This is a genomic window from Acinetobacter sp. Q186-3, assembly GCF_013420655.1.
GTDB classification, from domain to species: Bacteria; Pseudomonadota; Gammaproteobacteria; order Pseudomonadales; family Moraxellaceae; genus Acinetobacter; species Acinetobacter indicus.
Map to the genome: position 1 here is coordinate 22,566 of NZ_VOXS01000015.1, position 26,498 is coordinate 49,063.

The window sequence follows — 26,498 nt, forward strand, 5'->3', positions numbered from 1 at the left end:
ATTTATGAGGACAATAAGTTCAATGAAAAAGTTTCTTTTGGGTAGCCTTGCAACCGCAATGTTTGCAATTTCAGGTGGCGCATGGGCGGCCAATTTTGTTGAAGGCCAAGACTATCGCGTACTGGCCAATCCGGGCAAAGTCGATGTGCCGGGTAAAATTGAAGTCCGTGAATTCTTCTGGTATGGCTGTGGCCACTGCTTTACCTTGGAGCCGCATATGCAAGCCTGGCTGCGTAAGCTGCCAAAAGATGTGAACTTCGTGCGTACTCCGGCTGCCATGAACCAGGTCTGGGAAATGAATGCGCGCGGCTATTATGTGTCGGAAGCACTGGGCGTCCGTAAACGTACCCACTTGCCGTTATTCCATGCCATTCATGACAAAGGCCAGCAGATTTTTGACCAGAAATCCCAGGCCAAATTCTTTGTCAAATACGGTATTCCTGAAGCCAAGTTCAACAGCATGTTTAACTCTTTTGCGATTACCTCTAAAGTGGCACAGGCCAATAAACTGGCGCGCCAATACCAGCTGACCGGTGTGCCGGCAGTGGTGGTTAATGGTAAATATGTGGTGTCGGGCGATAACGGCAAAGTGATTCAGGTGGTGAATTACCTGGTCGATAAAGAACGTAAAGCCAAATAAAAGCCCAACATGATGTTAAAAACCCGCTGTTTAAAGCGGGTTTTTTAGTGCTGCGTTTTCATGCATTGTGGTGCTTGGGCGTTCCCAATGGCTGATACCACGAAACAGTAATTGCACCTGGATAATGGTCTGCTCAGTAAACTGGTGCTGCTGCTGGCTTAAGGCCTCGCCTTCAAATTGGCGACTGAGGCCAATCCAGCTCATGGCCCAGTTAAAGGACAGGTTAATTAAAATATTGGCCAGTACTTTAAAATCTTCCGGATGTTCAAAATGCTGCACGCTTTCTACCCGTTTCAGATCATTGGCAAAATCATCAATTAAAAACTCGATTTCCCGGGCAATGGCCTGACGCACCGTGGCCGAGCCGCCCCAACGCTCGGCAATTAAAAAAATCCATTGCTGCGGATGCTGATCCACCGCCTGAAAAAACAGTTCGACGCTGGTCCGGGTTTTGGCATTGGGCAGATATAAATAGGCCTGACCCAGCTGATGCAGAATGCTTTTTAAATGCAGCGCCACCTGATCGACCAGTTCTGCACCGAGTTCATCCATATCCTGAAAATGCCGGTAGAACGCCGTTGGCACCAGCCCGACATGGCGGGAAATCTCCCTTAAGCTGATGCTGCTAAAAGAGCGCTCGGCAGTACTTAAGGTCAGGGCCGCATCTAAAATGGCCTGACGACTTTGCTGCTTACGTTCTTCCCGAATCGACATGTCACATCCCTGATACTGTTTAAAAATTCATCTCTGTGGCTATTATAGAGCAGAATCGGCCCGGGCAGCAGCCATGCTGTTGCATTGGCTGTGTAGGGCCCGCTTTTCTGTGGCGAGATTGTGTAAAAGCCGACCCGGGGACAAAACCTGTGCGCTTGCATCTGCTATACTGGCCGACAATTTATTTGAGTCAAAATAAGGACAACTTATGCGTATCGACCAACGTACCCTAGATCAATTGCGTGATGTCAAAATTACCCGTAATTACACACGTTATGCGGAAGGTTCTGTCTTGGTTGAATTTGGTCATACCAAAGTGCTGTGTACTGCCAGTATTGATAACTCGGTACCGCGCTTTTTAAAAGGCAAAGGCCAGGGCTGGGTAACTGCAGAATATGGCATGTTGCCACGTTCTACCCATACGCGTAGTGACCGTGAAGCGGCACGGGGTAAACAGAGCGGCCGTACTCAGGAAATCCAGCGTTTAATTGGCCGCAGCCTGCGTGCCATGGTCGATCTGAAAAAACTTGGTGAAAATACCATTACCATTGACTGTGATGTAATTCAGGCCGATGGCGGTACCCGTACTGCCGCAATTACCGGTGCAGCGGTGGCGCTGGTCGATGCCATGAATGTACTGCTGGAAAGCAAAAAAATTAAACAGGACCCGTTAAAAGGTCTGGTCGCTGCTATTTCTGTGGGTATGTATCAGGACGAAGTATTGCTGGACCTGTGCTATGAAGAAGATTCAAACTGCCAGACTGACCTGAATGTAGTGATGACCCAGGCCGGTGAATTTATTGAAATTCAGGGCACTGCTGAAGATAAACCATTTACCCGTCTGCAATGTAATGCCATGCTGGAAATGGCCGAGCAGGGCATTCAGGAACTGATCAAAAAGCAGCAACAGGCCTTGGGCTGGTAAACACTGCAAGATCAGAACAATATATTTATAAAACGCATCTCCGGATGCGTTTTTTTGTGATTGAAGCAAACGTAACCAGCGGCTGTGCGCAGATTCATCTTCATAACAAAAACCAACATGCTGAAACCGAGCTTCATGGCTTACTAAAACTCGCAGTGATTTTTTAAAACAGCAAAAAAGAGGGATGTACCATGAAATACTTGATGATCTTACTGGCGATGGGCGCCTTTGGTTTAAGCGCGTGTGATACGGCCAATGACCGTGATGGTGATGGCACCATGCTGAATCAGGACCGTGATGGCGACGGCCGTGCAGATGATTAAAGTCTTGCGGCCATCGACTCACCCTAAATGAATAAAAAAGGTGCCTTATGAGGCACCTTTTTTCGTTATCGACAAATATCGAATTGCGATTAAGCATTAAAACGCATGGATAAATCGACCGCTTTGACATCTTTGGTCAGAGCGCCCATAGAAATATAATCGACACCAGTGCTGGCCACTTCACGCAGGTTGGCAATGGTGATATTGCCCGATGCTTCCAGTTTGCAGCGACCGGCAACATGCTTGACTGCATCAATCATCTGTTGCTGGCTAAAGTTATCCAGCATCACGATATCGGCCTGAGCGTCCAGAGCCTGATTCAGCTCATCCCAGGTTTCAACTTCAACTTCCACCGGTTTGCCCGGTGCAATTTGATGGGCTTTGGCAATGGCCTGGGCAATACCGCCAGCGGCCATAATATGGTTTTCTTTAATTAGGAAGGCATCAAACAGCCCCAGACGATGGTTTTGGCCGCCGCCTACAGTGACCGCATATTTTTGTGCAATACGCAGACCCGGCAAGGTTTTACGGGTATCCAGCAGTTTGGTGTGCAGGCCATCGAGCTGTTTCACATATTCGGCAGTTTTGGTGGCCACGGCCGATAAGGTCTGGACAAAGTTAAGGGCAGGGCGCTCTACGGTCAATAAACTGCGCGCAGAACCGGCCAGCTTTAAAAAGGCTTCATTGGCCGCCACGCGATCACCATCCTGTTTCAGCCATTCAATCTGAACGCTTGGATCGTACTGCTGGATTAAGGCATTCACCCAAGGCTGACCGGCCAGCACCATGTCTTCACGGCTGATAATGGTGGCGGTGGCCTGTTCATCTTCCGGGGTAAGTAAAGCGGTAATATCTGCCTCGCCAATATCTTCCTGCAGGGCCTGCTGAATATTGATCTGGATAGATTGCTCCAATAAAGATTGTGGTATGCTCATTGCCTGTCCTTATCTCTTTACCCATGAAAATTGCGCGATATATTAGCACTGTTCGGCTGGCCCGATGCGCTTTTTCGCGGCTTTTTTGTCTGATTTGAGATTTTCAGCTGAAAGTTTTAGGATGGGCTAAATTTTTATACTGAAAAAAAATATCAGGATCATTCTATGCAGCAGGCGGCTTCTTTTCAGGTCATCCAGGGACAGTTAAAAGGTGCGCGGCAGGTGCCTTCACCGAATTTTAACCAGCGTCCGCAGCAGACCGAAATTCAGCTGGTGGTGATTCACAATATCAGTTTGCCGCCATCACAGTTTGGCGGCGGTTATATCGAACAGTTTTTTCAAAACCGGCTGGACTGGTCGGCGCATCCTTACTTTCAGACCATTGAAGGGATGCAGGTCTCGGCGCATCTGCTGATTTTGCGTAGCGGCGAAGTGCTGCAATGTGTCAATTTCAATGACCGCGCCTGGCATGCCGGACGTTCCAGTTATCTGGCCAAGCCGGAATGTAATGATTATTCCATTGGCATTGAACTGGAAGGCAGTGATGATCTGCCCTTTGAAGCGATCCAGTATCAGGTACTGGCGGAAGTGGTGTCGGCCTTGCAGCAGGCCTATCCGAAAATCCAGCGTCATCTGGCTGGACATTCCGATATTGCCCCGGGGCGCAAGACCGATCCGGGACCTTATTTTGACTGGAGCCGGTTCCGGTCTTTACTGCGTGACTGCAACAGCAGGATAGAAGCAGCATCTTCATCAATTCATAACGAAACTTGTGCTTAGGTTTCTTTACAATAGCGGCTAAATTTTTATTTGGGTGGTTCCGATGGCGCTTTGGCGATCGACCTTTATTGTCAGTGCGATGACCATGCTGTCCCGGGTGTTGGGACTGGTGCGGGATATTGTGTTATTAAATGTGTTTGGTGCGGGAAAGGATTTCGATACCTTTGTGGTGGCCTTTCGTATCCCGAACTTTTTCAGGCGACTGTTTGCTGAAGGGGCATTTTCCCAGGCCTTTATTCCGGTTCTGACCGAATATAAAACCAGCCGCACCCATGCCGAAGTGCAGATTCTGATTAGCCGGGTGTTTGGCTGTCTGGCCTCGGTGATGAGCCTGCTGACGCTGGCTGCCATGGTGGCAGCGCCGGCGGTGATGTACGTTTACGCACCAGGTTTCCATAGCGATCCGGAAAAATTTGCGCTGGCCACGGACATGTTCCGCCTGACCATTCCCTATTTGCTGTTTATGTCGCTGACCGCTTTTGCCAGCAGCATCTTAAACAGTTATGGCTCCTTTACCACGCCGGCCTTTGCACCGGTGCTACTAAATCTGGCCATGATTGCCGGAGCCCTGTGGCTAACGCCGTATATGGCCGAGCCGATTATGGCCTTGGGCTGGGCGGTGATTATTGCCGGAGCCTTGCAGCTGGCGATCCAGATTCCGGAATTATGGCGTAAAAAGCTGCTGATTCCGCCAAAAATCGACTTCAAGCATGAAGGCGTTGAGCGCATCATGAAGCTGATGCTGCCGGCCCTGTTTGGGGTATCGGTGACCCAGATTAACCTGTTGCTGAACACCATCTGGGCGTCATTTATGCAGGATGGTTCGGTATCGTGGCTGTACAGTGCCGAACGGATGACCGAGTTGCCGCTGGGCCTGATTGGGGTGGCAATTGGTACGGTGATTTTACCATCCTTGTCGGCGCGCCATGCCGAGCAGAATCAGGAAAAATTCCGTAGCATGATGGACTGGGCGGCGAAAATTATTGTGCTGGCTGGTGTGCCTGCCAGTATTGCACTGTTTATGCTGTCGACCCCAATTATTCAGGCCCTGTTCCAGCGCGGCCAGTTCACCTGGGAAGATACCCAGATGACGGCCTTGGCCCTGCAATGTATGAGTGCCGGGGTCATTGCCTTTATGCTGATTAAAGTTTTTGCTCCGGGCTTTTATGCCCAGCAGGATACCCGCACCCCGGTTCGGGTCGGTTTAATGGCGGTGGCAGCCAATGCCATTTTAAACGTGGTGTTTATTGGGCTGTTTAAACTGATTGACTGGGAAGCCGAGCACATGGCGCTGGCACTGGCATCTTCAGGTTCCGCGCTGGTCAATGCCGGTATGCTGTATTTCTATTTGCATAAACGCGATATTTTCCGTTTTGGTGGGCACTGGAAAAAACTGCTTTTCCAGTTTGGCACGGCCAATGCGGTGATGGTGGCTGCCTTATGGTACGCCTTGAGCTGGTATAACGGTGATGTATCGCAATGGATGCGTGTGCTGGAAGTACTACTGCTGTGTGTGGTGGGTGTGGCAGCGTATGCTCTTGGTCTGCTGGCCACTGGTTTTAGACCGCGTCATTTAAAACCTTAATTACTGAGAGCTGAACGCGAAAGATGTTCAGCTCCTATAAAAGAACCCTTTGAGCCGTTGAGTCTCAAAGGGTTCTTTTATGGGCTTTTATTGAAAGATGAGGCTGCACAAGCATCTTTATTTATTGATCACTTCCAGCAGTTCGACATCAAAAATCAGGGTGCTGTTCGGTTCAATCGCATCGCCAGAACCAATCTGGCCATAGCCCAGATTCGCTGGAATAAAGAAGCGGTATTTGGCTCCTTCACGCATCAGTTGCAGCCCTTCGGTCCAGCCCTGAATGACTTGTGTGACCTGAAATTCAGCCGGTTGCTGACGCGCCATCGAGCTATCAAACACGGTGCCATCAATCAGGCGGCCTTCATAATGCACGCGTACTTTGGAGCTGGCCTTCGGTTTTTTTCCGGAACCGGATTGCAAGACCAGATATTGCAGCCCCGATGAAGTGACTTTCACCCCATCCTTACGCGAGTTTTCTGCCAGAAAGGCCTTGCCAATCATGTCATTGGCTTCAGCGCGCTGTTTCAGCTCAATCAGCTGTTTGGCTTCGGCCTGCTTTTTGAACTGGGTCAGAATACGGGCCATGTCTTCATCGCTCAGGCTGGCTTGCTGGCCCAGTGAGGCGGCTTTTAAACCCGCCACAAAGGCATCCAGATCCATACCTTTTAAGGTGTCGACATTGCTGCGCCCCATTAAATAACCAAAGCTGTAGCCCACCTGCTGTTCAGTGGAGCTTTTGGTGGTCACCGGTTGAGCCAGTGTGGCCGCGCTACACAGGGCGAGGCCGAGCAGGGTGATCGTTTTTTTCATATTATGGGTCCCTAAACAACGAAGGAGAGCCAGGCTCTCCTTGTTTTTATTTTACTTCAATCAGCTCAACATCAAAGATCAGGGTGCTGTTTGGTGGAATCATGCCCGGCACGCCCTGTTCGCCATAACCCAGTTGTGACGGGATATACAGCGTGGCTTTCGAGCCTTCTTTCATCAGTTGCAGACCTTCGGTCCAGCCTGGAATCACCTGGTTTAACGGGAACTCGATTGGTTCACCACGCTCAACCGAGCTGTCAAATACTTTGCCATCGACTAGTTTACCGGTGTAGTGTACTTTTACCACAGAGCTGGCCGTTGGCTGTTTGCCATTGCCTTGCTGGGTAATTTTATATTGCAGACCTGACGCGGTGGTTTGTACCCCTGCCTGTTTGGCATTTTCAGTCAGGAAGGCATCGCTGGCCGTTTGTGCCTGCTGGGCCTGATCAGCCTGTTTTTGTTGCAGTTCCTGCTGGAACTGTTCATAGGCCTTTTGTAATTCTTCTTCAGTATAGGCTGGCTGCTGACGCGCATGACCTTCACGGACACCAGTCACAAAGCTGTTAATGTCCAGCTCTGGTGGAGTTTGATGGGCAACTTCATAGCCTAATGCATAGCTGATTTTTTCAACCGCAGACGCATTTGCAGATGCTTTTGAGGATACAGTGGCAGGGTGTTGAGTTGCATAATAAACAGGAACAAGTGCAGCACCGCCTAAAATTACAGCAACAGCAATGGGTAAGGCTTTACTCATAGGTTTTCTCAAATCATTTTATCGTGTCAAAGCTGCTTTCATGTTAGCAGACTTTTTGAATCAAACCGCTGACATCAATCATTCGGTTTGGCTAATTAATATATGCGCATCGTTAAGCATATGCCATAACAGACTGAATATCTAACACATTTTTTATACAATCGGGGCCAGCCGCAGAGGCGGCCCAATTTATTCGTGAGTAATTGTATCTATTATAGATTTGGCTTCAAAGCAGATTAAAAATCTGCTTTCAGCACCACCCGGTAACGCGCCCGGCCAGCATGTAAATGTTCAATTGCCTCGTTAATCTGCGACATCGGGAACACTTCAACCTGCGGCGCCAGCTGTTTGCGGGCGGCAAATTTCAGTAACTGGCGCAAGGTCGATGGTGAACCGGTCGATGAACCTGTCACCGCTTTGCCACCACCAATTAACGCACCAGCCGAGACCTGTAACGGCTCTAAGGTCAGGCCCAGCATATGCAGCGTACCATTTGGTGCCAGGGCAGACAGATATACCGGCCAGTCCAGGCTGACATTCACCGTACTTAAAATCAGGTCAAACTTGCCGCGCTGGGCTTTCAGGGCAGCGCTGTCACGGCTATTCACCACATGATCGGCGCCCATGGCTTTTAACTCTGCGGTTTTCTCCAGGTTGGAACTGAAGGCCGTAATTTCACAGCCCCAAGCTTTGAGCAGTTTAATGGCAATATGCCCAAGGCCGCCAATTCCAATCACCCCGACATGATGCACCGCCTGAATCTGGTGCTTAATGATCGGATCAAATACGGTAATACCGCCACAGAGCAGCGGGCCGGCACTTTCCGCATCCAGATCATCCGGTAAGGGAATGACCCATTGCCAGCCGGCGCGGACCTTATCGGCAAAACCGCCGGCATGTCCGACAATGGTGGCGACACTATCGCCGGTACATTGCACCTGCCGGCCGGACAGGCACGGATCACAGTGCTGGCAGCTTTCTGCCGTCCAGCCAATGCCAACGCGCTGGCCCACAGATAATCCTTTGGCTTCACTTCCTAACTGGACAATGGTACCAATAATTTCATGCCCGGCCACCACCGGATAGACCGAAGAACGCCAGTCATTGTTAATCACCGATAAATCGGAATGGCACAGGCCACAATATTCCACCTGAACTTCGACCTGATGCGGCAACAGTTCGCCAGCATCAAACTGATATGGCACCAGCGCTTCGCCGGGTTGCATGGCGGCATAGGCACGAATGGTAGTGTTGCTCATGATGAGTGCTCCTCGGCTAAAGGGGGAAGAGATTTAAAGGCGCAGTGATCTTCATGGTCGTTGACCATGCCGACGGCCTGCATAAAGGCATAACAGATGGTGGGGCCAACAAATTGAAAGCCCTGCTTTTTTAAAGCTTTAGACAGTGCCACACTGGCTGCAGTATAGGTCGGGGCGCTGCGATAATCGGGCACGGTATGCTGCTCGGGCTGATGATCGACAAATTGCCACAGCCAGTCGACTAGATTGATACCTTGCTGCTGCAGCTGGAGCCAGGCCTGAGCATTGGTGCGGATGGCTGCGAGTTTGGCCGGATGCCGGATTAATCCGCGATCCTGTAATTTGTCCTGCAAGGCCTGATCAGACAACGCGGCAATATCGGCAATGGAATATTGAAAAAAATGCTGACGGTAACATTCGCGTTTTTTGAGCACGGTAATCCAGGCCAGACCGGCCTGCTGGCCTTCCAGACATAGCATTTCAAACAGCTGCGCTTCATCGTGAAGCGGGCGGCCCCATTCCTGGTCGTGGTAGGCGATATAGAGCGGATCTTCGGAGCACCAGCCGCAGCGTGTTCGATCCATAGATGATGCTCCTGTACGGGTTTAAAGCTGGAAATGAACCCATTGATCCTGACGGTTATCCCAGTAAGACAATTCCGCCTGAGGCAGATCGGCAAAGGCAATCCAGACATCCTTGCCGGATTTATCGGCATAGCCGGTGCTGATCAGAAGTGCATCTTCAGTAATTTCCATGATCCAGCCCTGATGACTCTGGCCGTTCAACATAATTTTCTGTTGATTCCCGGATTCGGCAAATTCGACCAGTCGATTGATCAATGCTTCTGACATGTACACTTCCTAAAGCAAACTAACGTAAATAGGGATAGGGATTGACTGCACCGCGACCTTTGCCATTTAAATACAGGCCATAATGCAGATGCGGCGCGGTATGGCGGGCGTTGCCGCTATTGCCGACATAGCCAATGAGATCGCCTTTCTTGACATAATCTCCGACCTTCAGGCCACGTTTATGCCGGTCCAGATGGGCATAATAATGCCAGCTGCCGCCCGGTCCCAGAATCCATACCACTTTACCACCCAAATTGTTATTGCGTAAGTCGGCAATGAGGCCTTCGGTGGCGCTGTACACCTTGCTGCCGCGTGGTGCCAGAATATCAATGCCTTCATGCAGGCGGCCGCGACTGCGTGACGCGCCCCAGGTATCTTGCAAGTGCTGACGTTTGACGCCCTGTACCGGCACTGGCAAGCGGGTTTTAAGCGGCATGTGCTGCAGTTTTTTGACCATGGCCGGCGGTAGGGGGGCCGCAGGTTTTTTCGGTGCCGAGGTACAGGCTGCTAGCAGAATCAGACTGAAGAAAACACAGCAGAGTGAAATCGAGCGAAGCACAGCATCTCCCTGATGATTATTATGTCGATGGTATTCAAATTCCAGTCTTTGACTATGTCATAGATCGGCGGCCGAGATCAATTTTTTCATGGCGGTCGGCAGTCCACGTGCAGTAGCCTGTGCCGGCGTCATCCATTCGGCGTCCAGCTCAATCGCCAGATGTTCCTGCTGGTCCGGTTCGACCGGAATTACACTGGCATCCAGCAGCCAGGTAAAGTGGGTAAAGCTGTGTGAAATCTGCAGCTGCTGTTGTCGCTGTTTCAGGCCAAGACGCTGACAGAGCGCCTGAAACTGCGCTGGATCATCAATAATCGGCAGGCACCATAATCCGCCCCAGAGGCCGCTATTCGGCCGCTGCTGCCACAGCCACTGGCCATCACTGTGTAAGAGCAATACCTGGGCCTGTCTTACGGGTACGGCTTTTTTCGGTTTTTTAAATGGTAATTCGGCTTCTAGGCCCTGCTGATGGGCCTTGCAGTGCTGTTGCATTGGGCAGTACAGACATAAGGGTTTTTTCGGGGTACAGATGGTGGCACCGAGGTCCATAATCGCCTGGGTGTAGTCATGATTGCGCTCGGTCGGACACAGCTGTTCTGCCAGCTGCCACAAGGCCCGTTCATGTACCGGTTTGGACAGATCATCTTCAATGGCAAAAAAGCGCGCCAGCACCCGTTTGACGTTGCCATCCATAATTACGCCGTATTGTCTGAGACCCAAAGACATCAGTGCGCCTGCGGTCGAGCGGCCAATGCCAGGCAGGGCCATCCATTGTTCCAGATTTTCTGGGAAATGTCCTTGCTGGGCCACTATGCCAGCTGCTTTATGCAGATTGCGTGCCCGCGCATAGTAACCGAGTCCGGCCCAGTATGGTGCCACTTCATCCCAAGAGGCACGGCCTAAGCTTTCTACATCGGGAAAACGCTGAATAAAACGCTCGAAATATTGCAGCACGGTTTTGACCTGGGTCTGCTGCAGCATGATTTCCGATACCCAGACTTTATACGGGTCATCGGCCACCTGCCAAGGCAGGTCATGGCGACCGTGTACATCAAACCAGGAAAGCAGGGCGTGGGAAAAAGAAAAGGCAGACATGAGAACCGGAACTGTTAAGCAGGCGCCTAGTATACCCAAATCTTGCCGATGCAGCAGGCAATAAAAAAGGTGATGCAATAGCATCACCTTCTGTTTTGGTCGCGGCAAGGCTTAGATGCTGCCGCTCATACCCCAGCGTTGGTCCAGCTTGAGGATTTGACCTTCATAGCGCGGAATAATGTGGATATGCAAATGCTGCGATGGGCTGCCAAACACATCGCCATCGTTAAAGCCGACATGAAAGCCCGCCGGTTGATGGCGCAGCTGTAATTCATTCCGCGCCAGTTCCAGCAGCGACATCAGGCTTTTACGTTCTTTGTCGGTAACATCAAAAAAAGAACTTACATGACGTAGAGGGATAATGACACAGTGGCCTTTAGACAATGCGTTCGGTTCAGGTAGAATCACGCCATAATCATTTTTGGCAATGACATCATATTCATCAAAGTTGCAATATGGGCAGTCTTGTTCGGTCATTCTTCTATCCTCTATTCAAATTCATTAATCTTTTTCAATATATATGGCCTCATGCCAGAATCAGGCCAAACGGCGTTGTAATAATTGGTACATGGCATCCAGGCTTTGCTGTTCTGCTACCGGGCTATAGCCGAGGTCGACACCATTGGCTTTGGCACGTTCATCGGCCAGCGGGTTACTAAAGCCATGTTTGGCATCTTCAAACACAATCACGTCATGTTCTACCTGGGCGGCGTGCATTTCTTCACGGAAGCTGGCCACATCATCCAGCGTTACCATGCTGTCCAGTTCACCATGCAGCACCAGAATTTCTGCCTGTACCTTGCCTTCCTGCGCCGGTTCTCTGGCCGCCAGAATGGCATGGAAAGTCGCAACGGCTTGCAGGTTGGCGCCTGAACGGGCCAAATCCAGCACCACTTTGCCGCCATAACAGAAGCCAATGGCTGCCAGTTTAGCCTGATTTACTTCCGGTTGGGCAGCTAAAGTGTCCAAAGCCGCAGACGCATGAGTCACAATGGTATTCGGGTCTTCAAAGGTCTGGCTCATCCATTCATTGGCCTGGGCAGCCGTGGTGGTATTTTTCTTGTCGCCATACATATCAATGGCCAAGGCGGCATAACCGTGTTCTGCCAGTTCGCGGGTACGCTGTTCAATATATTCATTTCGGCCCCACCATTCCGGTGCCACAATCACACCCGCGACTGGTGCATCGGTTTCGGGTGCAGCAAAATAACCAACCAACTGGCTACCATCTGCCGCCGTATACTGAATTTCGCGAGTTTTGATTGCTAAAGTCATGCGTCCAATCCTTGTGTTTTTTGAAATAATTCGATTAAAACATAAAAATGAGACAGCGGTTTGAAAAACATTTCAATGGGCCTAAACAAATGTGAGAAAATATTTTTAAGTTATTTTTCAAAGAATAATCTGTCTGTATCTGCTGTCGGTCTAAACACAGGCATAAAAAAAGAAGGATTTGCATCCTTCTTTTTTGTGAGGGTCAGGGTATAAGAAACTATACCTTGCCGCGGGACAGGAAGCCGACAATTGCCAGAATAACAGCAATAACCAGCAGAATGACCGCGAAATCTTTAGATAAACCAGCGACACCACCGAAACCGAGTAGACTGGCAATAAGTGCGATTACAGCGAAGATAATGGCCCAACGAAACATAATTTTTCTCCATGTGTTTTTATACTTCTTGATCAAGTATAGGGGCAAGTCGCTGATTTGATTGTTTTGCTTTTGTTTATTAAGTGTTCAACTATTTATTTAAGTCTATGATTCTATTGTATCTATGACATAGCACATGCTTTTGTAGAAGACTGTTATAATAGACCGGTTATTTTGTAGTGTTGTGCATCATGTCTGATCAGCTTCGTCCCCAATTCTGGAAAAACTATCCGTTAACAGCCTTAACCCAGGCAGAATGGGAAGCGCTGTGTGATGGCTGCGGTTTATGCTGCCTGGTCAAGCTGGAAGATGAAGACAGTCATGAAGTGGCTTATACCAAAGTGGCCTGCAAGCTGCTGGATTGTACGACCGCCCGCTGTTCGGACTATCCGAACCGGCAGCAACAGGTACCGGACTGTATCCAGTTAACGCCGGAAAAGCTGGACAGTATTCACTGGCTACCGCCAAGCTGTGCCTATCGCCGTTTAAAAGAAGGTAAAAACCTGCCGTCCTGGCATTATTTAAATACCGGTTCACGTCAGAGCGTGATTCGCGCCAAAAAATCGGCCGCTGGCCGCTGTATTTCTGAAACGGAAGTCAATGAAGAAGAAATTGAAGACTATATTGTGCGCTGGGTACGTTAAATTTTTAGGCCGTCTGTATCTTTAAGAGCAAAATTGGCGATTTAAACCTGATAAAAACAACTGCCGACACTCAGGCTGAGTTTCCCGCAGCAAGCGCTAAAAAATCGGCTATTGAAATACTTCATTTTGCCATAACATAGTACACTCAGCCGCAGCTTTGTACAGAAAACCTTCTATGTCAGACAGCCATATTCCACTTCCTGAACGTTTGCGCCCGCGCGATCTGTCGCAGATTATCGGTCAAGATCATCTTCTGGGGGAGCAGGCCCCGTTACGCCAAATGATTGATCAGGGCCATTTGCCCTCGATTATTTTCTGGGGGCCACCTGGCGTTGGAAAAACCACCATTGCCTTGTTGCTGGCGCAGGCGGTTGATCGTCCTTTTGTCAGTCTGTCTGCGCTCAATACCGGGGTTAAGGAATTACGTGAAGTGATTGCCGATGGCGGCGATTTACTAACGCCGGTGGTGTTTATTGACGAGATTCACCGCTTTAATAAATCCCAGCAGGATGCCTTATTAAATGCGGTTGAGAAGGGCAAAATTACCCTGATTGGTGCCACCACGGAAAACCCGTCTTTTGAGGTGAACAGTGCCTTGCTGTCGCGCTGCCAGGTCTATACCTTAAATGCACTGAGTGCCGAGGCCATCCAGCAGCTGCTGACCCAGGCCGTCCAGAATGATAGCTTCTTAAAAGAACGTTATATCCAGATTGAAGAGTTTGAAGCACTGGTGCAGTTTGCGGCGGGTGATGCACGTAAGGCGCTGAATTTACTCGAGCTGATTGCCGGCACCTTTGAGCCGGACACAGAAAACAGTATTAACAATGCCCTGGTCGTGAAAGTGGCGCAGCAGAATATTGCCCGTTACGACAAATCTGGCGAGCAGCATTATGATCTGGTCTCGGCCTTTATTAAGTCGATTCGCGGCAGTGACCCGGATGCGACTCTGTACTGGATGGCGCGCATGCTCAAGGGTGGAGAAGACCCGCTGTTTATTGCGCGGCGTATGCTAATTGCTGCCTCGGAAGATATTGGCAATTCCAATCCAAATGCCTTGTTGCTGGCCGGTGAATGTTTCCGCGCAGTGCAGGTGATTGGTATGCCGGAAGCGCGGATTATTCTGGGCCAATGTGCAGTCTATCTGGCCACCAGTGCCAAAAGTAACAGTACCTATCTGGCCATTAACAAGGCGCTGGACTTGGCGGAAAAAACCACCAATTTGCCGGTACCGTTACATTTGCGTAATGCGCCGACCAAGCTGATGAAAGAGCAGGGCTACGGGGTGGATTATCTGTATCCGCACAATTATCCGGAGCATTTTGTATTGCAGGATTATTTGCCGCCAGAATTAAAAGGCACCAAGCTGTATGAATCGGCGCGCAATAAACGCGAAGTTGAAGCCGAGCGTTTACAGCAGCGGCGCTGGATGCAGCAGCAACAGTAGCAATAAAAAAAGCCCAATTCAGAGGGATGAATTGGGCCAAACTGGATGTTAGATTGGGAGAGAACATCCGCGAGGATTAACGAAACTGATCGGCAGTCACTGTAAAATTTACCGTGTCTTGCCTATGTGCTTAAGCATAGGTCAAAACTAAAAATATGTAAAAACGATCATTTTTATAAGTTGAATTTGTTTTTTCGATTGAGAGTGAGAAAACTCAGCCAATAAAAAACCGGATCAGCTGATCCGGTTTTTTTTATCGTTCATCTTGGAGATGATCAGATATTGTCGAGGTTGATGCCTAAACGTGCCGCAACTTCTTCATAGGCTTCAACCACGCCGCCTAAACCTTGACGGAAACGGTCTTTGTCGAGTTTTTTCTTGGTGTCTTTGTCCCATAGACGGCAGCCGTCTGGAGAGAATTCATCACCCAGCACGATACGGTCGTGGAACACACCAAATTCAAGTTTGAAATCGACCAGAATCATGTTGCCGGCATCAAACAGGGCTTTTAGTACATCGTTAACTTTGTAAGTCAGTTCTTTCATTTGTGCCAGCTGCTCAGCAGTCGCCCAACCCAGCGCAATTGCTTGAGATTCGTTGACCATTGGATCGCCTAAGGCATCATCTTTAAAGAACAGTTCAAATGTTGGCGGGGTCAGTTCCTTGCCTTCTTCGACACCGAGGCGACGGCACAGAGAACCAGCTGCATAGTTACGGATTACGCATTCAACCGGAATCATGCTCAGCTTTTTCACCAGCACTTCATTTGGGGTCAGCAGTTTTTCAAAATGCGTTTCGATACCGGCTTCAGCCAGTTTTTCCATAATAAAGGCGTTAAAACGGTTGTTCACCTTACCTTTACGATCTAGTTGTTCGATCTTTTCGCCATTGAACGCAGAGGCATCGTCACGAAAGACTAAAATCAGGTGGTCTTCACTATCTGTGGTATAAACAGATTTCGCTTTACCAGTATAGAGCAAGGTTTGTTTTAACATGAGGGAACCTTTTTCAGAAAAAAATGCCTAGTAATGTCTAGGCTGGCCAATTTTGGTAAATCTGGGCCAACAGGTCTGCAGCTTTTTCTTTGTCTGCAAAACTGTTGTCGGCGTTGAACACAGCCAGGTTGTTACTTGTACCGACAGAGGTGAGTCTTAAGACGTAGGTCTGTTGATCGACCGAGATGGTGACTTCGTAACGGTTTTTGCTCTGACCAATAATGCTATGGTTCAGGCTGCTGAGTGTGGCAAGCGTATACTGCCAAATTGTAGCAGAATTTCCATCTATTTTGAGCAGTGGATTTTGATTTCCATCTACAACCGGTTGTGGACGACCTGGCGCGGTGTTGTCCTGTACAGCAGCGGCCTGAGTCGGCTCTACGGCTGGAGGACGAGGAAGTGCGAAACGGTTGCCACGGCTGTTTTCCAGCTTCGGTGCATGTTCAATGGCCAGTGGGTCAACCGTTGGTGCAGGATACAATGGCGTTGCTGGTCGGGCCACAGCACCTTCAGGATATTGTAAGGGCGCAAGGGTGGTGGTGTCTTTATAATCCAGAGAGCCATTGCTGATGGCTAAAGAACTACAACCTGCCAAACTTACCACTGAAAGTGCAGCGATTAAACCAAAACGTAATTGCATAATATTGTGCTCTTATTAAATGACACCCGAAGCCTGTAAAGCTTCACGTAACGGTGCGCGATATTGTTCTGCAAGTGGCGTTAATGGCAGGCGGATGCCGGTACCAATTAAGCCCATTTCATGAAGTGCCCATTTCACCGGAATTGGGTTTGATTCACAAAATAGAATATTGTGTAAATTTGCAACTGTATTGTTACGTGCTTCAGCGCTGTCATTGTCGCCGGCAATGGCTGCGGCACAAACTTCGCTCATGACTTTTGGTGCCACATTGGCCGTAACCGAGATATTGCCTTTGGCACCAGCCAGCATTAACTGATAGGCAGTGGCATCATCACCTGAATAGACAGTCATGTCTTTACCCGCCAGACCGGCCAGTAATTCACGGCCACGTGGTACATCGCCAGTGGCATCTTTAATGCCCACAATTTGTGGAATGTCGGCCAGACGAATCACTGTTTCATTGGACATGTCGACGCCAGTACGGCCCGGAACGTTATACAGGATTTGTGGCAGATCCACTGCTTCGGCAATAGTCTTATAATGCTGATATAACCCTTCCTGGGTTGGCTTGTTATAATATGGCGTGACGAGAAGTGCGGCATCGGCGCCGAGTTCTTTGGCTTCTCTGGTCAGTTCGATCGCTTCATGCGTTGAGTTTGCACCAGTACCAGCAATCACCGGGATACGTTTGTTGGCCACGCGAATGATTTCTTTAATCACACGTGTATGTTCAGCCATGCTTAATGTAGAGGCTTCACCTGTCGTGCCCACGGCCACAATACTGTTCGTGCCTTGTTCTATGTGCCACTCAACCAGCTTCTCGAGACCTTTCCAATCTACGCTGCCATCTTCTAACATTGGGGTGACGATTGCGACAATTGAGCCTTGAATGGTCTGTGCTTGCTGAGTCATTTTGAAAAAATATCCTATTTTTCCATCCACAAAAGTTCGTAGAAACAGAAAACGTGGATGGTTGCAGTATTTTGATTTGAGTCAGAATTCAATAAGTCATGATTGAATAATGCTTATGCAAATTATGACTGATTCAGTGTGTCAGAACAATATGCGTAAGTCAAAGCCAATATCAACTTTATCCGCTGCTCAAAACAGTCCGGTATAAGGCATAAGTTGGTGCTTTTACAGCAGTTCAGGTTCATCTTCGACTTTAGAATGAACTGGCGAGTAAGCATAGGTCTATAGAAGCTGTCCGGACAGCAATTTTGCCTGGAAAAAGCAGTAAAAAGCTGTGAAAACCAGGTAAAAGGGTCGGAATTAAGATAAAAAAACACTTAAACTAGACCTGAAAATTATTTGAATAGCCTTTTTTTTAATGCCATTTCCTGCTTAAACCAGCTCGGAATGATTTTTTTCAGATCTAAATAAAAATAATAATTTTGACTGTCTGTTTATTTATATCCTTTGATATTTATATGAATTTTATTGTTTTTTTAAATTGATATGCCTCAATTAAGTCTTTCTAAAACTATATGTTTGCGTGTCTTAAAATAAGAAATGTCTATTAATTTTTTGCCAGACCAGCGCTTTATTCCACTTATTGGTAGTTAATTCAAAGGACATCCTCATAGATGATGGCGGTCTTAACCTTTTATAAACACTGATTGAAACAAGGATTCTCCAATGGAAAGATCAGATAATCGACATGCGATTGTGACAGTAGCCATCTGTTTCTTGATTGCGGTCATTGAAGGCTTGGATATCCAGGCAGCAGGTATTGCCGCAGCTGGTATCCGTGAGCATTTTGGCCTCGATAGCTCGCAATTGGGGGTGTTTTTTAGTGCAGGGATTCTGGGCTTATTGCCTGGTGCACTGGTTGGTGGACGCGTGGCAGACCGTATTGGCCGTAAACAGGTGCTAATCTGGTCGACTGCCGTGTTTGCGGTCTTTACTTTATGTACCGTATGGGTCAACAGCTTTAACTCATTGCTGGCGGTACGTTTCCTGGCCGGTGCCGGTCTGGGTGCAGCCATGCCAATTCTGATTACGCTGGCCTCTGAAGCGGTATCACCACAAAACCGTGGCCGTGCCGTAGGTCTGATGTACTGTGGTATGCCAGTCGGTGCTGCGATTTTATCGTTAATTGCCAGTACCGATTTCGGTTCTAACTGGAAAAACATTTTCTACCTAGGCGGTTTATTACCTATTATCGTCATTCCTGTGATGATGTGGTTATTGCCAGAATCGAAGGAATATTTAAAAGCCAAAGATCAGGCTGCGAATACGACAGCAGAAGCTACGCCACAAGGTTCGTTTAAGGATCTGTTTAACTCGAACAACCTGCTACGTACCATGTTCATCTGGGTCAGCTATTTCTTCACCCTGATGGTGGTGTACATCATGCTGAGCTGGTTACCGTCGCTGTTCCAGGAACTGGGCTTCTCGCGTAAAGAAGGCGCAACTGCACAGTTCTACTTCATGGTCAGCGCGACGATTGGTACGGTGATTTTGGGTATGCTGACCGATCGCTGGAAAAAAGCCTATGTCATTCTGTTGATGTACGGCGGTATTCTGGCCGGTCTGCTGGCACTGAACGCTGCAGGTTCATTAACTCAAATGTATCTGGCCTCTGCGCTGGTGGGTGCATTCGTCATTGGCTGTCAGGGTGTACTGTATGCCTTCGGTGGTATTGTGTATCCAACTGAAGTGCGTGGTACCGGTATTGGTGTGGCGTCTGCCGTGGGCCGTGTCGGTGCGATGCTCGGGCCTGCGATTGCCGGTTCACTGTTAACGGCTGGCTTTGGTGCAGCAGGGGTGATCTCTGCCGCGATTCCATGTATCGTGATCTCTGCCATCTTTATGTTACTGCTGGTGCGTCGTATTCAAAACTAAACACGCATTGTAACGACCCCTTCAGACAGCCCGCATATGCGGGCTGTTTTGTTTTCACCGTACAGTCCAATGATTCCGCTGCAACAAAACCATCCATTTGGTATATGCTAGGACGCTGACAATAAGCGAAACATGGATAGGTGTTATGCAAGCGCAGACGGCATTGATCGTAGTAGATGTACAAAATGGATTTACGCCGGGCGGTAATTTGGCCGTCGCTGATGCCGATCAGATTATTCCGATCATTAACCAGCTGGGACAGGTCTTCGACAATATTGTCCTGACCCAGGACTGGCATCCGCAGAATCATATTTCTTTTGCCGACAATCATCCGGGCAAACAGCCGTATGAAGTGGTGATGCTGGAATATGGCGAGCAGGTGCTGTGGCCGGCACATTGCGTCCAGGGTACCGCCGATGCCGAACTGCATCCGGCGCTGGACTTGCCCCAGGCGCAGCTGATTATCCGCAAAGGGTTTCATGCGCAAATTGACAGCTATTCGGCCTTTATGGAAGCAGATCAGAAAACCACCACCGGCCTGGCCGGCTATTTAAAAGCGCGTGGCATCGACACGGTGTTTATTACCGGCATTGCCACCGATTTTTGCGTGGCTTGGACTGCCATAGATGCCTGCAAGCTGGGCTTTAATACCTTTGTCATTGCCGATGCCAGCAAAGGCATAGACCTGAAAGGTTCATTGCAACATGCCTGGCAGGAGATGCTGGCGCATGGGGTGAAACGGGTCTATAGCAAAGATGTGCTGAGCCTGTTACAGCCTGCTGCACAGCCAAGCCTGGCCTGATTGGCCCGAATCATTCATTCAGAACGTGCCGAGGTCTATGGTGTTAGGTTTTAGCCAGTTTGTACAGAAAACTTTTGCCCTGTGGGTGCTGCTGTTTGCCGTGATTGCCATGTATCAGCCAGAGGCTTTTGTCTGGTTAAAAGCCTATATCACCTGGATGCTTGGCATCATCATGTTTGGTATGGGCATGACCATGTCACTGCAGGATTTTAAAGGCGTGCTGCAAAGCCCCAAAGCAGTCGCGATTGGCGTGGCCGCGCAGTTTATGGTGATGCCGCTGTTGGCCTATCTGTTATGTGCCTTATTCCGGTTACCGGCGGAAATTGCCATTGGGGTGATTCTGGTTGGCTGCTGTCCGGGTGGTACAGCTTCCAATGTAATTACCTATATGGCCAAAGGCAATACCGCCTTATCGGTGGCCTGTACTTCGGTGTCGACCTTGCTGGCGCCGCTACTGACCCCGGCAATTTTCTTTGTGCTGGCCAGTCAGTGGATTGAAATTGATGCCTGGTCCATGCTGAGCTCGATTTTACAGGTGGTGCTGTTCCCGATTGTGCTGGGCCTGCTGCTACGCGCGCTGTTTAAAACCCAGGTAGAGCGTTCCATTACCCTGATGCCACTGGTTTCGGTGGTGGCGATTGTTGCCATTGTCGCGGCAATTATCGCCGGCAGCCGGGCACAGATTCTGGAAAGCGGCTTGCTGATTTTAGCGGTGGTGATGCTGCACAATGGCCTGGGCTATTTACTTGGTTTCTGGGCAGCGCGTTTATTTAAATTGCCCTATGCCGACAGTAAAGCGGTGTCGATTGAAGTCGGAATGCAGAATTCTGGCTTGGGCGTGGCCTTGGCGGCGGTGCATTTTGCCGCGTCTCCGGTGACCGCCGTGCCGAGCGCCATCTTCAGTTTATGGCACAATATTTCTGGACCGGCACTGGCCAGCTATTGGGCCAGCCGGCAGCGCCAATAAAGGACAGCTGTCATCCGGCTGTCATCAAGGCAAGGATGCCTTAGTATATTGAATATGCTGTCTTTTTACTTAGATAAAAAAACAAAAAAAATGATAAAAAACAGATTTTTATTTTGAACAAATTTGGGCTAATTTTCATCATTTGGTCATTTTTGTAACACAACTGTCATATTCAATTTCTAAGATGCCCTCACAGAGGCGGCACAAACAGACTGTTGTAAGACAGCATAGAGTGAGATATGAGCGATTTTCAGCATTCATCCATGACCTATTTCAATCGGGAACTGGCATTATTCGAGTTCCATCAACGGGTATTGGCCCAAGCGCTGGATGAGCGTCTGCCGCTGCTGGAACGCTTAAACTTTCTGATTATTTTTTCCCGAAATCTGGATGAGTTTTTTGAAATCCGCGTGGCGGGTTTAATGAAACAGCTGGATTTAAATGCCCTGACCCGCACTCCGGATGCAATTCCGACCGAACTGGTGCTGGCACAGTTATCTGAAGAAATTCATGCGGCGGTCGAGCTGCAATATCGCACCTTAAATCAGGACATTCTGCCGCAGTTGCAGCAGGCCGGGATTCGTTTTATTCAATATCCGCAAATTCAGGACAAGCATAAACCCTGGATTGCCCAGTATTTTGCCAAACAGGTCCAGCCGGTACTGACCCCAATCAGTCTGGACCCATCACATCCGTTTCCGCGACTGGTCAATAAAAGCCTGAACTTTATTGTCAGTCTGGAAGGTAAGGATGCCTTTGGCCGTGAAATTGAAATGGCGATTGTGCCAGCCCCACGTTCCTTGCCGCGCTTAATTGCCTTGCCGCCTGAAGTGGCCGGGGAAGGGGAGGAACAGATTTTCCTGACGGCAATTATCCAGCAGCATATCAATGACCTGTTCCCGGGCATGAAAGCCACCGGCTGCTATGCTTTTCGTGTGACCCGAAATGCCGACCTGATTCTGTCGGAAGATGTCGATGATCTGGCGGTGGCCTTAAAAGATGAGCTGTCATCACGCCGTTTCGGCCGTGCGGTGCGTCTGGAAATTGAAGATGACTGCCCGCAGAGTATTATTGACTACTTGCTAGATGAGTTTGATCTGGATCAGCAGCAGCTGTATCAGACCAGTGGCCCGATTAACCTGTCGCGTCTCACCACCAGTTTTGACCGTCCGGAACTGAAATATCCGATTTTTAGCCCGGTGATTCCGCCGGTATTTCGCAAGCAGAAACCAATTTTTGAGGTGCTGAAAAAGCAGGATGTATTGCTGCATCATCCGTTTGATTCTTTTCAGCCGGTGATCAGCCTGCTCAAAGAAGCGGCCAAAGATCCGCATGTGCTGGCAATTAAACAGACCCTGTATCGCAGTGGTCCGGACTCGGAAATTGTGCAGGTACTGGCTGAAGCGGCGCGTAATGGCAAGGAAGTCACTGCGGTCATTGAACTGCGTGCCCGCTTCGACGAAGAATCCAATATCATGGTTGCCAACGTGCTGCAGGAAGCCGGTGCGGTAGTGGTGTATGGCATTGTCGGCTATAAAACCCATGCCAAAATGATTCTGGTGGTACGCCGTGAGCAGGACCAGCTGGTGCGTTATGTGCACTTGGGCACCGGTAACTACCATGCCGGCAATGCGCGCATGTACACCGACTACGGCCTGATGACCACCCAGCCGGATATCTGTGAAGATGTGCACCGCATGTTCCAGGAACTGACCGGCATGGGCAAAATGGCCAAACTGAAAAACCTGCTGCATGCGCCGTTCACCCTGCACACTGAACTGCTGAAACTGATTGAACAGGAAATTGAATTTGCCCAGGCCGGCAAAGCCGCGCAGATCATGATTAAAGTCAATGCCCTGACCGAGCCACAACTGATTGCGGCGCTATACCGTGCCTCGCAGGCCGGGGTGCAGGTTGATCTGATTATCCGTTCGATTTGCTGCCTGATTCCCCAAGTGCCGGGCATGTCAGACAATATCCGGGTGCGTTCGATTGTCGGTCGTTTCCTGGAACATACCCGCGTCTATTATTTTGAACATGGCGGCGAGAAAAAACTGTTCTGTGCCAGCGCTGACTGGATGGGACGTAACCTGTTCTCACGGGTTGAAACCTGTTTCCCGATTCTGGACAGCAAGATCAAGAAATGTATTGTCGAAGATGGTTTACGCAGCTATTTAAATGACAACCAGAATGCCTGGGAATTGCAGTCCGATGGCCACTGGCAGAAAGTGCAGCCGGAACCGGAACAGCCCCTGCACAGTGCACAGGCCTATTTACTGCAAAAAAAGCTCCTCAAACTCTAAGCCTCTATCAAAAAATCCTGACACGGGTCAGGATTTTGATCAGACGACAGCGGCTGCTGCGTCTTAAGACGCTTTAGAGTGCTTGCCACGTAAAATTTCAGTTCTTAACTGCTGGGCCAGTTCGGCCGCTTCACTGTCCAGGCCATTGACCATATAGGCATGCCGGGTCAGCACATTGGTCGGGTTTGGCATACTGACCAGTTCATAATGATCGGACAGGGTTTTCAGTAATTCATGCGGTAAATGCACCGCATTTTCCTTAGCTGACAGCTGGCTGACCAAGCGTTCTGCCGCCTGCACCGAAGACAGCTGCATGGCATCGACCGGGCTGGACAGTGCACTGCGGGTTTGCAGCACAAAGCGTTTTTCTTCACGGTAGCGTTTATACAGCACTTCAGACAGCAGCTGGAACACGGTGCCAATCATCGCCAGACACGGTGCCGCATTCGGTTTATCGGCCGACATGCTTAAGGTGGCGCCATCTTCATGGAATGGTTGTACCGTGGTGATATCCTGCTGGCTAAGTTTATAGTGCTGCACACACAGCTCGATGCTCTTGTTCAGGAAAATCTGGCATAGATTAAAATACGGCACCGAAACGGTTTTGTTGACCGTATCCATCAACTGTTTCGGATCATAGAACTGGATGTTTAACGAAATTGTATGCTGATCAACCGGGGCCGGTTTGTTTTCTTTCAGTTTTGGTGCGGCTTTGGCCTGTTGCTGCGCCTGTGCAATCGCCAATGCGGTATTGTGTTTTTCCTGCTCCAGTGCCTGGGTCAGATTCTGGATTTCGTGTTTCAGACGCGATTCATTGTTGATACGCGCCAGATATTCTGAACGGCTTGGACGGGCAATCGCACGATAGGCCAGCCACAGCAGGGCATGAATAAACAGCGAACTGAGAATCGCCATCCACTGGGTACGCAGAATTTCGCCAATACTTGGTTTGACCAGGGTCACTTCAATGGTGCCGACTTTCTTTTCGTTTTGCAGCGCATCGCGCACAAAGACTTCACCCTGACGGGTTTTGGCCAGGCCACCGGTGGCCAGCACCTGATTGTTGGTATTCAGAATGCGAATTGAGGCAATACTCGGGTTGGTGGCATAACGATCGGCCAGAAGCGCCAGTGAAACGGTATTGGCCGGTTCCAGCTCGGACAGGCTGTCTGTGACCAGCTGGCTGGTGATCAGCTGGCCTTGACTGGCCCGATTTTCATTGAGCTGGTGAGTCGTTGCCAGTACCAGTAAAAAGGTATGCAAGGCAAAACTTATGGTCAGTAGGCTAGCAAATAGCCCTTGTCTAGGCGCATTCAACGTAAACTTCCAAAGTAATTCTACTTAATTTCGATTATGATTCTAACAATAGTTGTAGCTCAGACCCGAGTCAATTCATGCGAGAAATCATTCTTATATCATTTTTAGGACCTGACCAACCGAATCAGTTTACTCGATTAATGCAGGTTCTGTCCGCTCATTCCTTACAAATCTTAGATGTCGGTCAGGCGGTCATTCATAACCAGTTGACTTTAGGTATTGTCGTCTCATCAGATGACCAGACGGCTACCGCATTAGCCATGAAAGAGATCCTGATTTTAGCACATGATATTGGCTTAACTGTGCGCTTTAAACCGATCTCTGCAACAGAGTATGAACAATGGGTCAATGAAGGTGGCCGTACTCGTTACATCGTGACGGCTTTGGCGCCAGAACTCAATGCCTCTCATCTGCAGGCAGTAACACAAATTGTATCCAGCCAGGGTTTCAATATTGAGACCGTGACCCGTCTGTCTGGCCGTCCGGCAGCAGATGGTTCCAGCCAGGGGCCAAAACGTGCCTGTGTGCAGTTTGGTTTAAGCGGTCAGATGCTCGATGCCGCAGCCATGCGTGCCGCCTGTTTAAGCCTGTCCAACGCGCTAAGCGTCGATGTCGCGGTACAGGAAGACAATGCTTATCGCCGTAACCGTCGTTTGGTCTGCTTTGACATGGACTCAACCTTAATTGAGCAGGAAGTGATTGACGAACTGGCGATTGAAGCCGGTGTCGGTGCACAAGTGGCTGAAATTACCGAGCGTGCCATGCAGGGCGAGCTGGATTTCCAGCAAAGTTTCCGTGCCCGTGTGGCCTTGCTAAAAGGTCTGGATGCGTCGGTTCTGCCAAAAATCGCCGAGCGTTTAACCGTGACTGAAGGCGCCGAGCGTCTGATTTCGACCTTAAAAGCCCTGGGCTATCGCACTGCGATTCTATCGGGCGGATTCCAGTACTTTGCCGAATATCTGCAGGACAAGCTGGGGATTGATGAAGTACATGCCAATATTCTGGATGTCGAGCATGGCGTAGTGACCGGGGAAGTGAAAGGCCATATTGTGGATGGTGCGCGTAAAGCCCTGTTGCTGCGTGAACTGGCCGAGAAAATGGGTATTTCTCTGGAGCAGGCCATTGCGGTAGGTGATGGTGCCAATGACCTGCCAATGCTATCCATTGCCGGTCTGGGGGTTGCTTTCCGTGCCAAACCGCTGGTACGTGAAAATGCCAATCAGGCGATTTCCAGCGTTGGCTTGGATGGTGTTTTGTATCTATTAGGTGTCCATGATAAAGACCTGAACCGGGCTTAAGCACATCACAGGTTGAATCAAGCGCAGCATAAGGGCTGCGCTTTTTTTATGCAAAATCAGTGAACAAGGGCAAATGTTCATTTTTTGACTGAATCGAAATCTGCTTTAAAAACATCGAAAAAAATATTTTTCAGGGCAGTTTTGCAGGTTGTTTTTTTGTAATGACACGCGAAAGAAGGAGTAGCCTTATCTTCAGAAATCTTTAAAATTAAAAAAGTGTAATGACAATATAATATTGCGACAATGTGTGTCGCGTGGTCAAAATTTAAGTCTTTTTTTATCCAGAAAACTACTCATAATGCTTCCATAGATTTGAAATTGGCCTTGCCATTCATTTACAAGTATTGAAGATGGCATGGGGACTCG

General features: G+C 49.2%; 28 protein-coding genes. 12 read left to right on the top strand and 16 right to left on the bottom strand.

From position 1 onward, the window contains the following. Positions 1-22 precede the first annotated feature (22 nt). Positions 23-640 (top strand): thiol:disulfide interchange protein DsbA/DsbL, encoded by a 618-nt coding sequence (locus tag FTT64_RS11560; protein WP_016658685.1) that lies wholly within the window; start codon positions 23-25, stop codon positions 638-640. 30 nt (positions 641-670) lie between these two features. On the opposite strand, the gene FTT64_RS11565 is transcribed toward FTT64_RS11560, so the two are convergent. Further along, complete coding sequence (locus FTT64_RS11565; protein ID WP_005180963.1) at positions 671-1,354, bottom strand: TetR family transcriptional regulator; 684 nt, start codon at positions 1,352-1,354, stop codon at positions 671-673. A 208-nt stretch (positions 1,355-1,562) separates the two neighbouring features. On the opposite strand from FTT64_RS11565, the gene rph reads away from it, so the two are divergent. Both rph and FTT64_RS14475 read left to right on the top strand, forming a co-directional pair. Beyond that, on the top strand, positions 1,563-2,279 hold the full coding sequence (gene rph, locus FTT64_RS11570) for a ribonuclease PH (RefSeq protein WP_005180961.1): 717 nt from the start codon (positions 1,563-1,565) through the stop codon (positions 2,277-2,279). A gap of 191 nt (positions 2,280-2,470) precedes the next feature. Further along, entirely contained in the window at positions 2,471-2,602 is a 132-nt protein-coding gene (locus FTT64_RS14475; RefSeq protein ID WP_005180959.1) for a hypothetical protein, read from the top strand. An 89-nt stretch (positions 2,603-2,691) separates the two neighbouring features. On the opposite strand, the gene nadC is transcribed toward FTT64_RS14475, so the two are convergent. After that, complete coding sequence (gene nadC / locus FTT64_RS11575; protein ID WP_016658688.1) at positions 2,692-3,537, bottom strand: carboxylating nicotinate-nucleotide diphosphorylase; 846 nt, start codon at positions 3,535-3,537, stop codon at positions 2,692-2,694. A gap of 165 nt (positions 3,538-3,702) precedes the next feature. Between nadC and ampD the strand changes: the two genes are divergently transcribed. Further along, the gene (ampD, locus tag FTT64_RS11580; protein WP_016658689.1) at positions 3,703-4,317 is read left to right on the top strand and encodes a 1,6-anhydro-N-acetylmuramyl-L-alanine amidase AmpD; all 615 of its coding nucleotides are present in this window, start codon (positions 3,703-3,705) and stop codon (positions 4,315-4,317) included. A 43-nt stretch (positions 4,318-4,360) separates the two neighbouring features. Continuing rightward, entirely contained in the window at positions 4,361-5,902 is a 1,542-nt protein-coding gene (gene murJ, locus FTT64_RS11585; RefSeq protein ID WP_005180954.1) for a murein biosynthesis integral membrane protein MurJ, read from the top strand. A gap of 117 nt (positions 5,903-6,019) precedes the next feature. Here murJ and FTT64_RS11590 read toward each other — a convergent pair whose 3' ends face one another. From FTT64_RS11590 to FTT64_RS11635, 10 genes are all read right to left on the bottom strand, one after another. Beyond that, a complete protein-coding gene (locus FTT64_RS11590; RefSeq protein WP_104472308.1) occupies positions 6,020-6,712 on the bottom strand; it encodes an FKBP-type peptidyl-prolyl cis-trans isomerase in 693 nt (230 codons plus the stop codon). Positions 6,713-6,758: 46 nt separating this feature from the next. Next, the gene (locus FTT64_RS11595; protein ID WP_005180950.1) at positions 6,759-7,463 is read right to left on the bottom strand and encodes an FKBP-type peptidyl-prolyl cis-trans isomerase; all 705 of its coding nucleotides are present in this window, start codon (positions 7,461-7,463) and stop codon (positions 6,759-6,761) included. A 236-nt stretch (positions 7,464-7,699) separates the two neighbouring features. Then, positions 7,700-8,722 (bottom strand): NAD(P)-dependent alcohol dehydrogenase, encoded by a 1,023-nt coding sequence (locus tag FTT64_RS11600; protein WP_005180948.1) that lies wholly within the window; start codon positions 8,720-8,722, stop codon positions 7,700-7,702. Beyond that, positions 8,719-9,306, bottom strand: a complete 588-nt coding sequence (locus FTT64_RS11605) for a DNA-3-methyladenine glycosylase I (RefSeq protein ID WP_016658692.1) — start codon at positions 9,304-9,306, stop codon at positions 8,719-8,721. Before FTT64_RS11605 ends, FTT64_RS11600 begins: the two co-directional genes overlap by 4 nt. A 21-nt stretch (positions 9,307-9,327) precedes the next feature. Continuing rightward, the gene (locus FTT64_RS11610; RefSeq protein ID WP_005180946.1) at positions 9,328-9,573 is read right to left on the bottom strand and encodes a hypothetical protein; all 246 of its coding nucleotides are present in this window, start codon (positions 9,571-9,573) and stop codon (positions 9,328-9,330) included. Between the two features lie 19 nt (positions 9,574-9,592). Continuing rightward, positions 9,593-10,132 (bottom strand): M23 family metallopeptidase, encoded by a 540-nt coding sequence (locus tag FTT64_RS11615; RefSeq protein WP_005180945.1) that lies wholly within the window; start codon positions 10,130-10,132, stop codon positions 9,593-9,595. Between the two features lie 57 nt (positions 10,133-10,189). Beyond that, positions 10,190-11,224, bottom strand: coding sequence for an A/G-specific adenine glycosylase (gene mutY / locus FTT64_RS11620; protein WP_163140782.1), 1,035 nt, complete (start codon positions 11,222-11,224; stop codon positions 10,190-10,192). A 111-nt stretch (positions 11,225-11,335) separates the two neighbouring features. Further along, on the bottom strand, positions 11,336-11,701 hold the full coding sequence (locus tag FTT64_RS11625; protein WP_005180943.1) for an HIT family protein: 366 nt from the start codon (positions 11,699-11,701) through the stop codon (positions 11,336-11,338). A 60-nt stretch (positions 11,702-11,761) separates the two neighbouring features. Beyond that, positions 11,762-12,499, bottom strand: coding sequence for a dienelactone hydrolase family protein (locus tag FTT64_RS11630; RefSeq protein ID WP_180182407.1), 738 nt, complete (start codon positions 12,497-12,499; stop codon positions 11,762-11,764). 217 nt (positions 12,500-12,716) lie between these two features. Beyond that, positions 12,717-12,875 carry a DUF1328 domain-containing protein gene (locus FTT64_RS11635; RefSeq protein ID WP_005006601.1) on the bottom strand — a complete coding sequence of 53 codons (159 nt, stop codon included), beginning with the start codon at positions 12,873-12,875 and terminating at the stop codon, positions 12,717-12,719. Between the two features lie 191 nt (positions 12,876-13,066). Between FTT64_RS11635 and FTT64_RS11640 the strand changes: the two genes are divergently transcribed. Continuing rightward, the gene (locus FTT64_RS11640) at positions 13,067-13,519 is read left to right on the top strand and encodes a YcgN family cysteine cluster protein (RefSeq protein WP_016658695.1); all 453 of its coding nucleotides are present in this window, start codon (positions 13,067-13,069) and stop codon (positions 13,517-13,519) included. A 175-nt stretch (positions 13,520-13,694) separates the two neighbouring features. Beyond that, positions 13,695-14,963, top strand: coding sequence for a replication-associated recombination protein A (locus tag FTT64_RS11645; protein ID WP_180182408.1), 1,269 nt, complete (start codon positions 13,695-13,697; stop codon positions 14,961-14,963). A 275-nt stretch (positions 14,964-15,238) separates the two neighbouring features. Here FTT64_RS11645 and purC read toward each other — a convergent pair whose 3' ends face one another. The 3 genes from purC to dapA are packed head-to-tail and all read right to left on the bottom strand — an operon-like array spanning position 15,239 to position 17,510. After that, a complete protein-coding gene (purC, locus tag FTT64_RS11650) occupies positions 15,239-15,958 on the bottom strand; it encodes a phosphoribosylaminoimidazolesuccinocarboxamide synthase (protein WP_005180935.1) in 720 nt (239 codons plus the stop codon). Between the two features lie 37 nt (positions 15,959-15,995). After that, a complete protein-coding gene (locus FTT64_RS11655; protein ID WP_005180933.1) occupies positions 15,996-16,598 on the bottom strand; it encodes a hypothetical protein in 603 nt (200 codons plus the stop codon). Positions 16,599-16,613: 15 nt separating this feature from the next. After that, entirely contained in the window at positions 16,614-17,510 is an 897-nt protein-coding gene (gene dapA / locus FTT64_RS11660) for a 4-hydroxy-tetrahydrodipicolinate synthase (RefSeq protein WP_005180931.1), read from the bottom strand. 726 nt (positions 17,511-18,236) lie between these two features. On the opposite strand from dapA, the gene mhpT reads away from it, so the two are divergent. The 4 genes from mhpT (at position 18,237) to ppk1 (ending at position 23,517) form a co-directional block, all read left to right on the top strand. Beyond that, entirely contained in the window at positions 18,237-19,445 is a 1,209-nt protein-coding gene (mhpT, locus tag FTT64_RS11665) for a 3-(3-hydroxy-phenyl)propionate transporter MhpT (protein ID WP_005180930.1), read from the top strand. Positions 19,446-19,590: 145 nt separating this feature from the next. After that, the gene (pncA, locus tag FTT64_RS11670) at positions 19,591-20,247 is read left to right on the top strand and encodes a bifunctional nicotinamidase/pyrazinamidase (RefSeq protein WP_045796561.1); all 657 of its coding nucleotides are present in this window, start codon (positions 19,591-19,593) and stop codon (positions 20,245-20,247) included. A 37-nt stretch (positions 20,248-20,284) separates the two neighbouring features. After that, positions 20,285-21,214: a bile acid:sodium symporter family protein gene (locus tag FTT64_RS11675; RefSeq protein ID WP_104489219.1), complete on the top strand. Its 930-nt coding sequence runs from the start codon at positions 20,285-20,287 to the stop codon at positions 21,212-21,214. Between the two features lie 239 nt (positions 21,215-21,453). Further along, entirely contained in the window at positions 21,454-23,517 is a 2,064-nt protein-coding gene (gene ppk1, locus FTT64_RS11680) for a polyphosphate kinase 1 (RefSeq protein WP_075175034.1), read from the top strand. 63 nt (positions 23,518-23,580) lie between these two features. Here the strand turns inward: ppk1 and FTT64_RS11685 are convergent, their stop codons facing one another. Then, on the bottom strand, positions 23,581-24,834 hold the full coding sequence (locus FTT64_RS11685; RefSeq protein WP_168398334.1) for a hypothetical protein: 1,254 nt from the start codon (positions 24,832-24,834) through the stop codon (positions 23,581-23,583). A 77-nt stretch (positions 24,835-24,911) separates the two neighbouring features. On the opposite strand from FTT64_RS11685, the gene serB reads away from it, so the two are divergent. Then, positions 24,912-26,132 carry a phosphoserine phosphatase SerB gene (serB, locus tag FTT64_RS11690; protein ID WP_005180917.1) on the top strand — a complete coding sequence of 407 codons (1,221 nt, stop codon included), beginning with the start codon at positions 24,912-24,914 and terminating at the stop codon, positions 26,130-26,132. The last annotated feature ends 366 nt before the right edge of the window (positions 26,133-26,498 follow it).

Excerpts from the sequence above, each read along its gene's own strand:
- nadC (WP_016658688.1), bottom strand. The coding sequence starts at position 3,537 with ATGAGCATACCACAATCTTTATTGGAGCAATCTATCCAGATCAATATT.
- FTT64_RS11625 (WP_005180943.1), bottom strand. The coding sequence starts at position 11,701 with ATGACCGAACAAGACTGCCCATATTGCAACTTTGATGAATATGATGTC.
- rph (WP_005180961.1), top strand. The coding sequence starts at position 1,563 with ATGCGTATCGACCAACGTACCCTAGATCAATTGCGTGATGTCAAAATT.
- purC (WP_005180935.1), bottom strand. The coding sequence starts at position 15,958 with ATGTTAAAACAAACCTTGCTCTATACTGGTAAAGCGAAATCTGTTTAT.
- dapA (WP_005180931.1), bottom strand. The coding sequence starts at position 17,510 with ATGACTCAGCAAGCACAGACCATTCAAGGCTCAATTGTCGCAATCGTC.
- FTT64_RS11590 (WP_104472308.1), bottom strand. The coding sequence starts at position 6,712 with ATGAAAAAAACGATCACCCTGCTCGGCCTCGCCCTGTGTAGCGCGGCC.
- FTT64_RS11645 (WP_180182408.1), top strand. The coding sequence starts at position 13,695 with ATGTCAGACAGCCATATTCCACTTCCTGAACGTTTGCGCCCGCGCGAT.
- FTT64_RS11595 (WP_005180950.1), bottom strand. The coding sequence starts at position 7,463 with ATGAGTAAAGCCTTACCCATTGCTGTTGCTGTAATTTTAGGCGGTGCT.
- murJ (WP_005180954.1), top strand. The coding sequence starts at position 4,361 with ATGGCGCTTTGGCGATCGACCTTTATTGTCAGTGCGATGACCATGCTG.
- ppk1 (WP_075175034.1), top strand. The coding sequence starts at position 21,454 with ATGAGCGATTTTCAGCATTCATCCATGACCTATTTCAATCGGGAACTG.
- FTT64_RS11565 (WP_005180963.1), bottom strand. The coding sequence starts at position 1,354 with ATGTCGATTCGGGAAGAACGTAAGCAGCAAAGTCGTCAGGCCATTTTA.
- FTT64_RS11630 (WP_180182407.1), bottom strand. The coding sequence starts at position 12,499 with ATGACTTTAGCAATCAAAACTCGCGAAATTCAGTATACGGCGGCAGAT.
- serB (WP_005180917.1), top strand. The coding sequence starts at position 24,912 with ATGCGAGAAATCATTCTTATATCATTTTTAGGACCTGACCAACCGAAT.
- pncA (WP_045796561.1), top strand. The coding sequence starts at position 19,591 with ATGCAAGCGCAGACGGCATTGATCGTAGTAGATGTACAAAATGGATTT.
- FTT64_RS14475 (WP_005180959.1), top strand. The coding sequence starts at position 2,471 with ATGAAATACTTGATGATCTTACTGGCGATGGGCGCCTTTGGTTTAAGC.
- FTT64_RS11640 (WP_016658695.1), top strand. The coding sequence starts at position 13,067 with ATGTCTGATCAGCTTCGTCCCCAATTCTGGAAAAACTATCCGTTAACA.
- FTT64_RS11675 (WP_104489219.1), top strand. The coding sequence starts at position 20,285 with ATGGTGTTAGGTTTTAGCCAGTTTGTACAGAAAACTTTTGCCCTGTGG.
- FTT64_RS11600 (WP_005180948.1), bottom strand. The coding sequence starts at position 8,722 with ATGAGCAACACTACCATTCGTGCCTATGCCGCCATGCAACCCGGCGAA.
- mhpT (WP_005180930.1), top strand. The coding sequence starts at position 18,237 with ATGGAAAGATCAGATAATCGACATGCGATTGTGACAGTAGCCATCTGT.
- FTT64_RS11655 (WP_005180933.1), bottom strand. The coding sequence starts at position 16,598 with ATGCAATTACGTTTTGGTTTAATCGCTGCACTTTCAGTGGTAAGTTTG.
- FTT64_RS11605 (WP_016658692.1), bottom strand. The coding sequence starts at position 9,306 with ATGGATCGAACACGCTGCGGCTGGTGCTCCGAAGATCCGCTCTATATC.
- ampD (WP_016658689.1), top strand. The coding sequence starts at position 3,703 with ATGCAGCAGGCGGCTTCTTTTCAGGTCATCCAGGGACAGTTAAAAGGT.
- FTT64_RS11635 (WP_005006601.1), bottom strand. The coding sequence starts at position 12,875 with ATGTTTCGTTGGGCCATTATCTTCGCTGTAATCGCACTTATTGCCAGT.
- FTT64_RS11560 (WP_016658685.1), top strand. The coding sequence starts at position 23 with ATGAAAAAGTTTCTTTTGGGTAGCCTTGCAACCGCAATGTTTGCAATT.
- FTT64_RS11610 (WP_005180946.1), bottom strand. The coding sequence starts at position 9,573 with ATGTCAGAAGCATTGATCAATCGACTGGTCGAATTTGCCGAATCCGGG.
- mutY (WP_163140782.1), bottom strand. The coding sequence starts at position 11,224 with ATGTCTGCCTTTTCTTTTTCCCACGCCCTGCTTTCCTGGTTTGATGTA.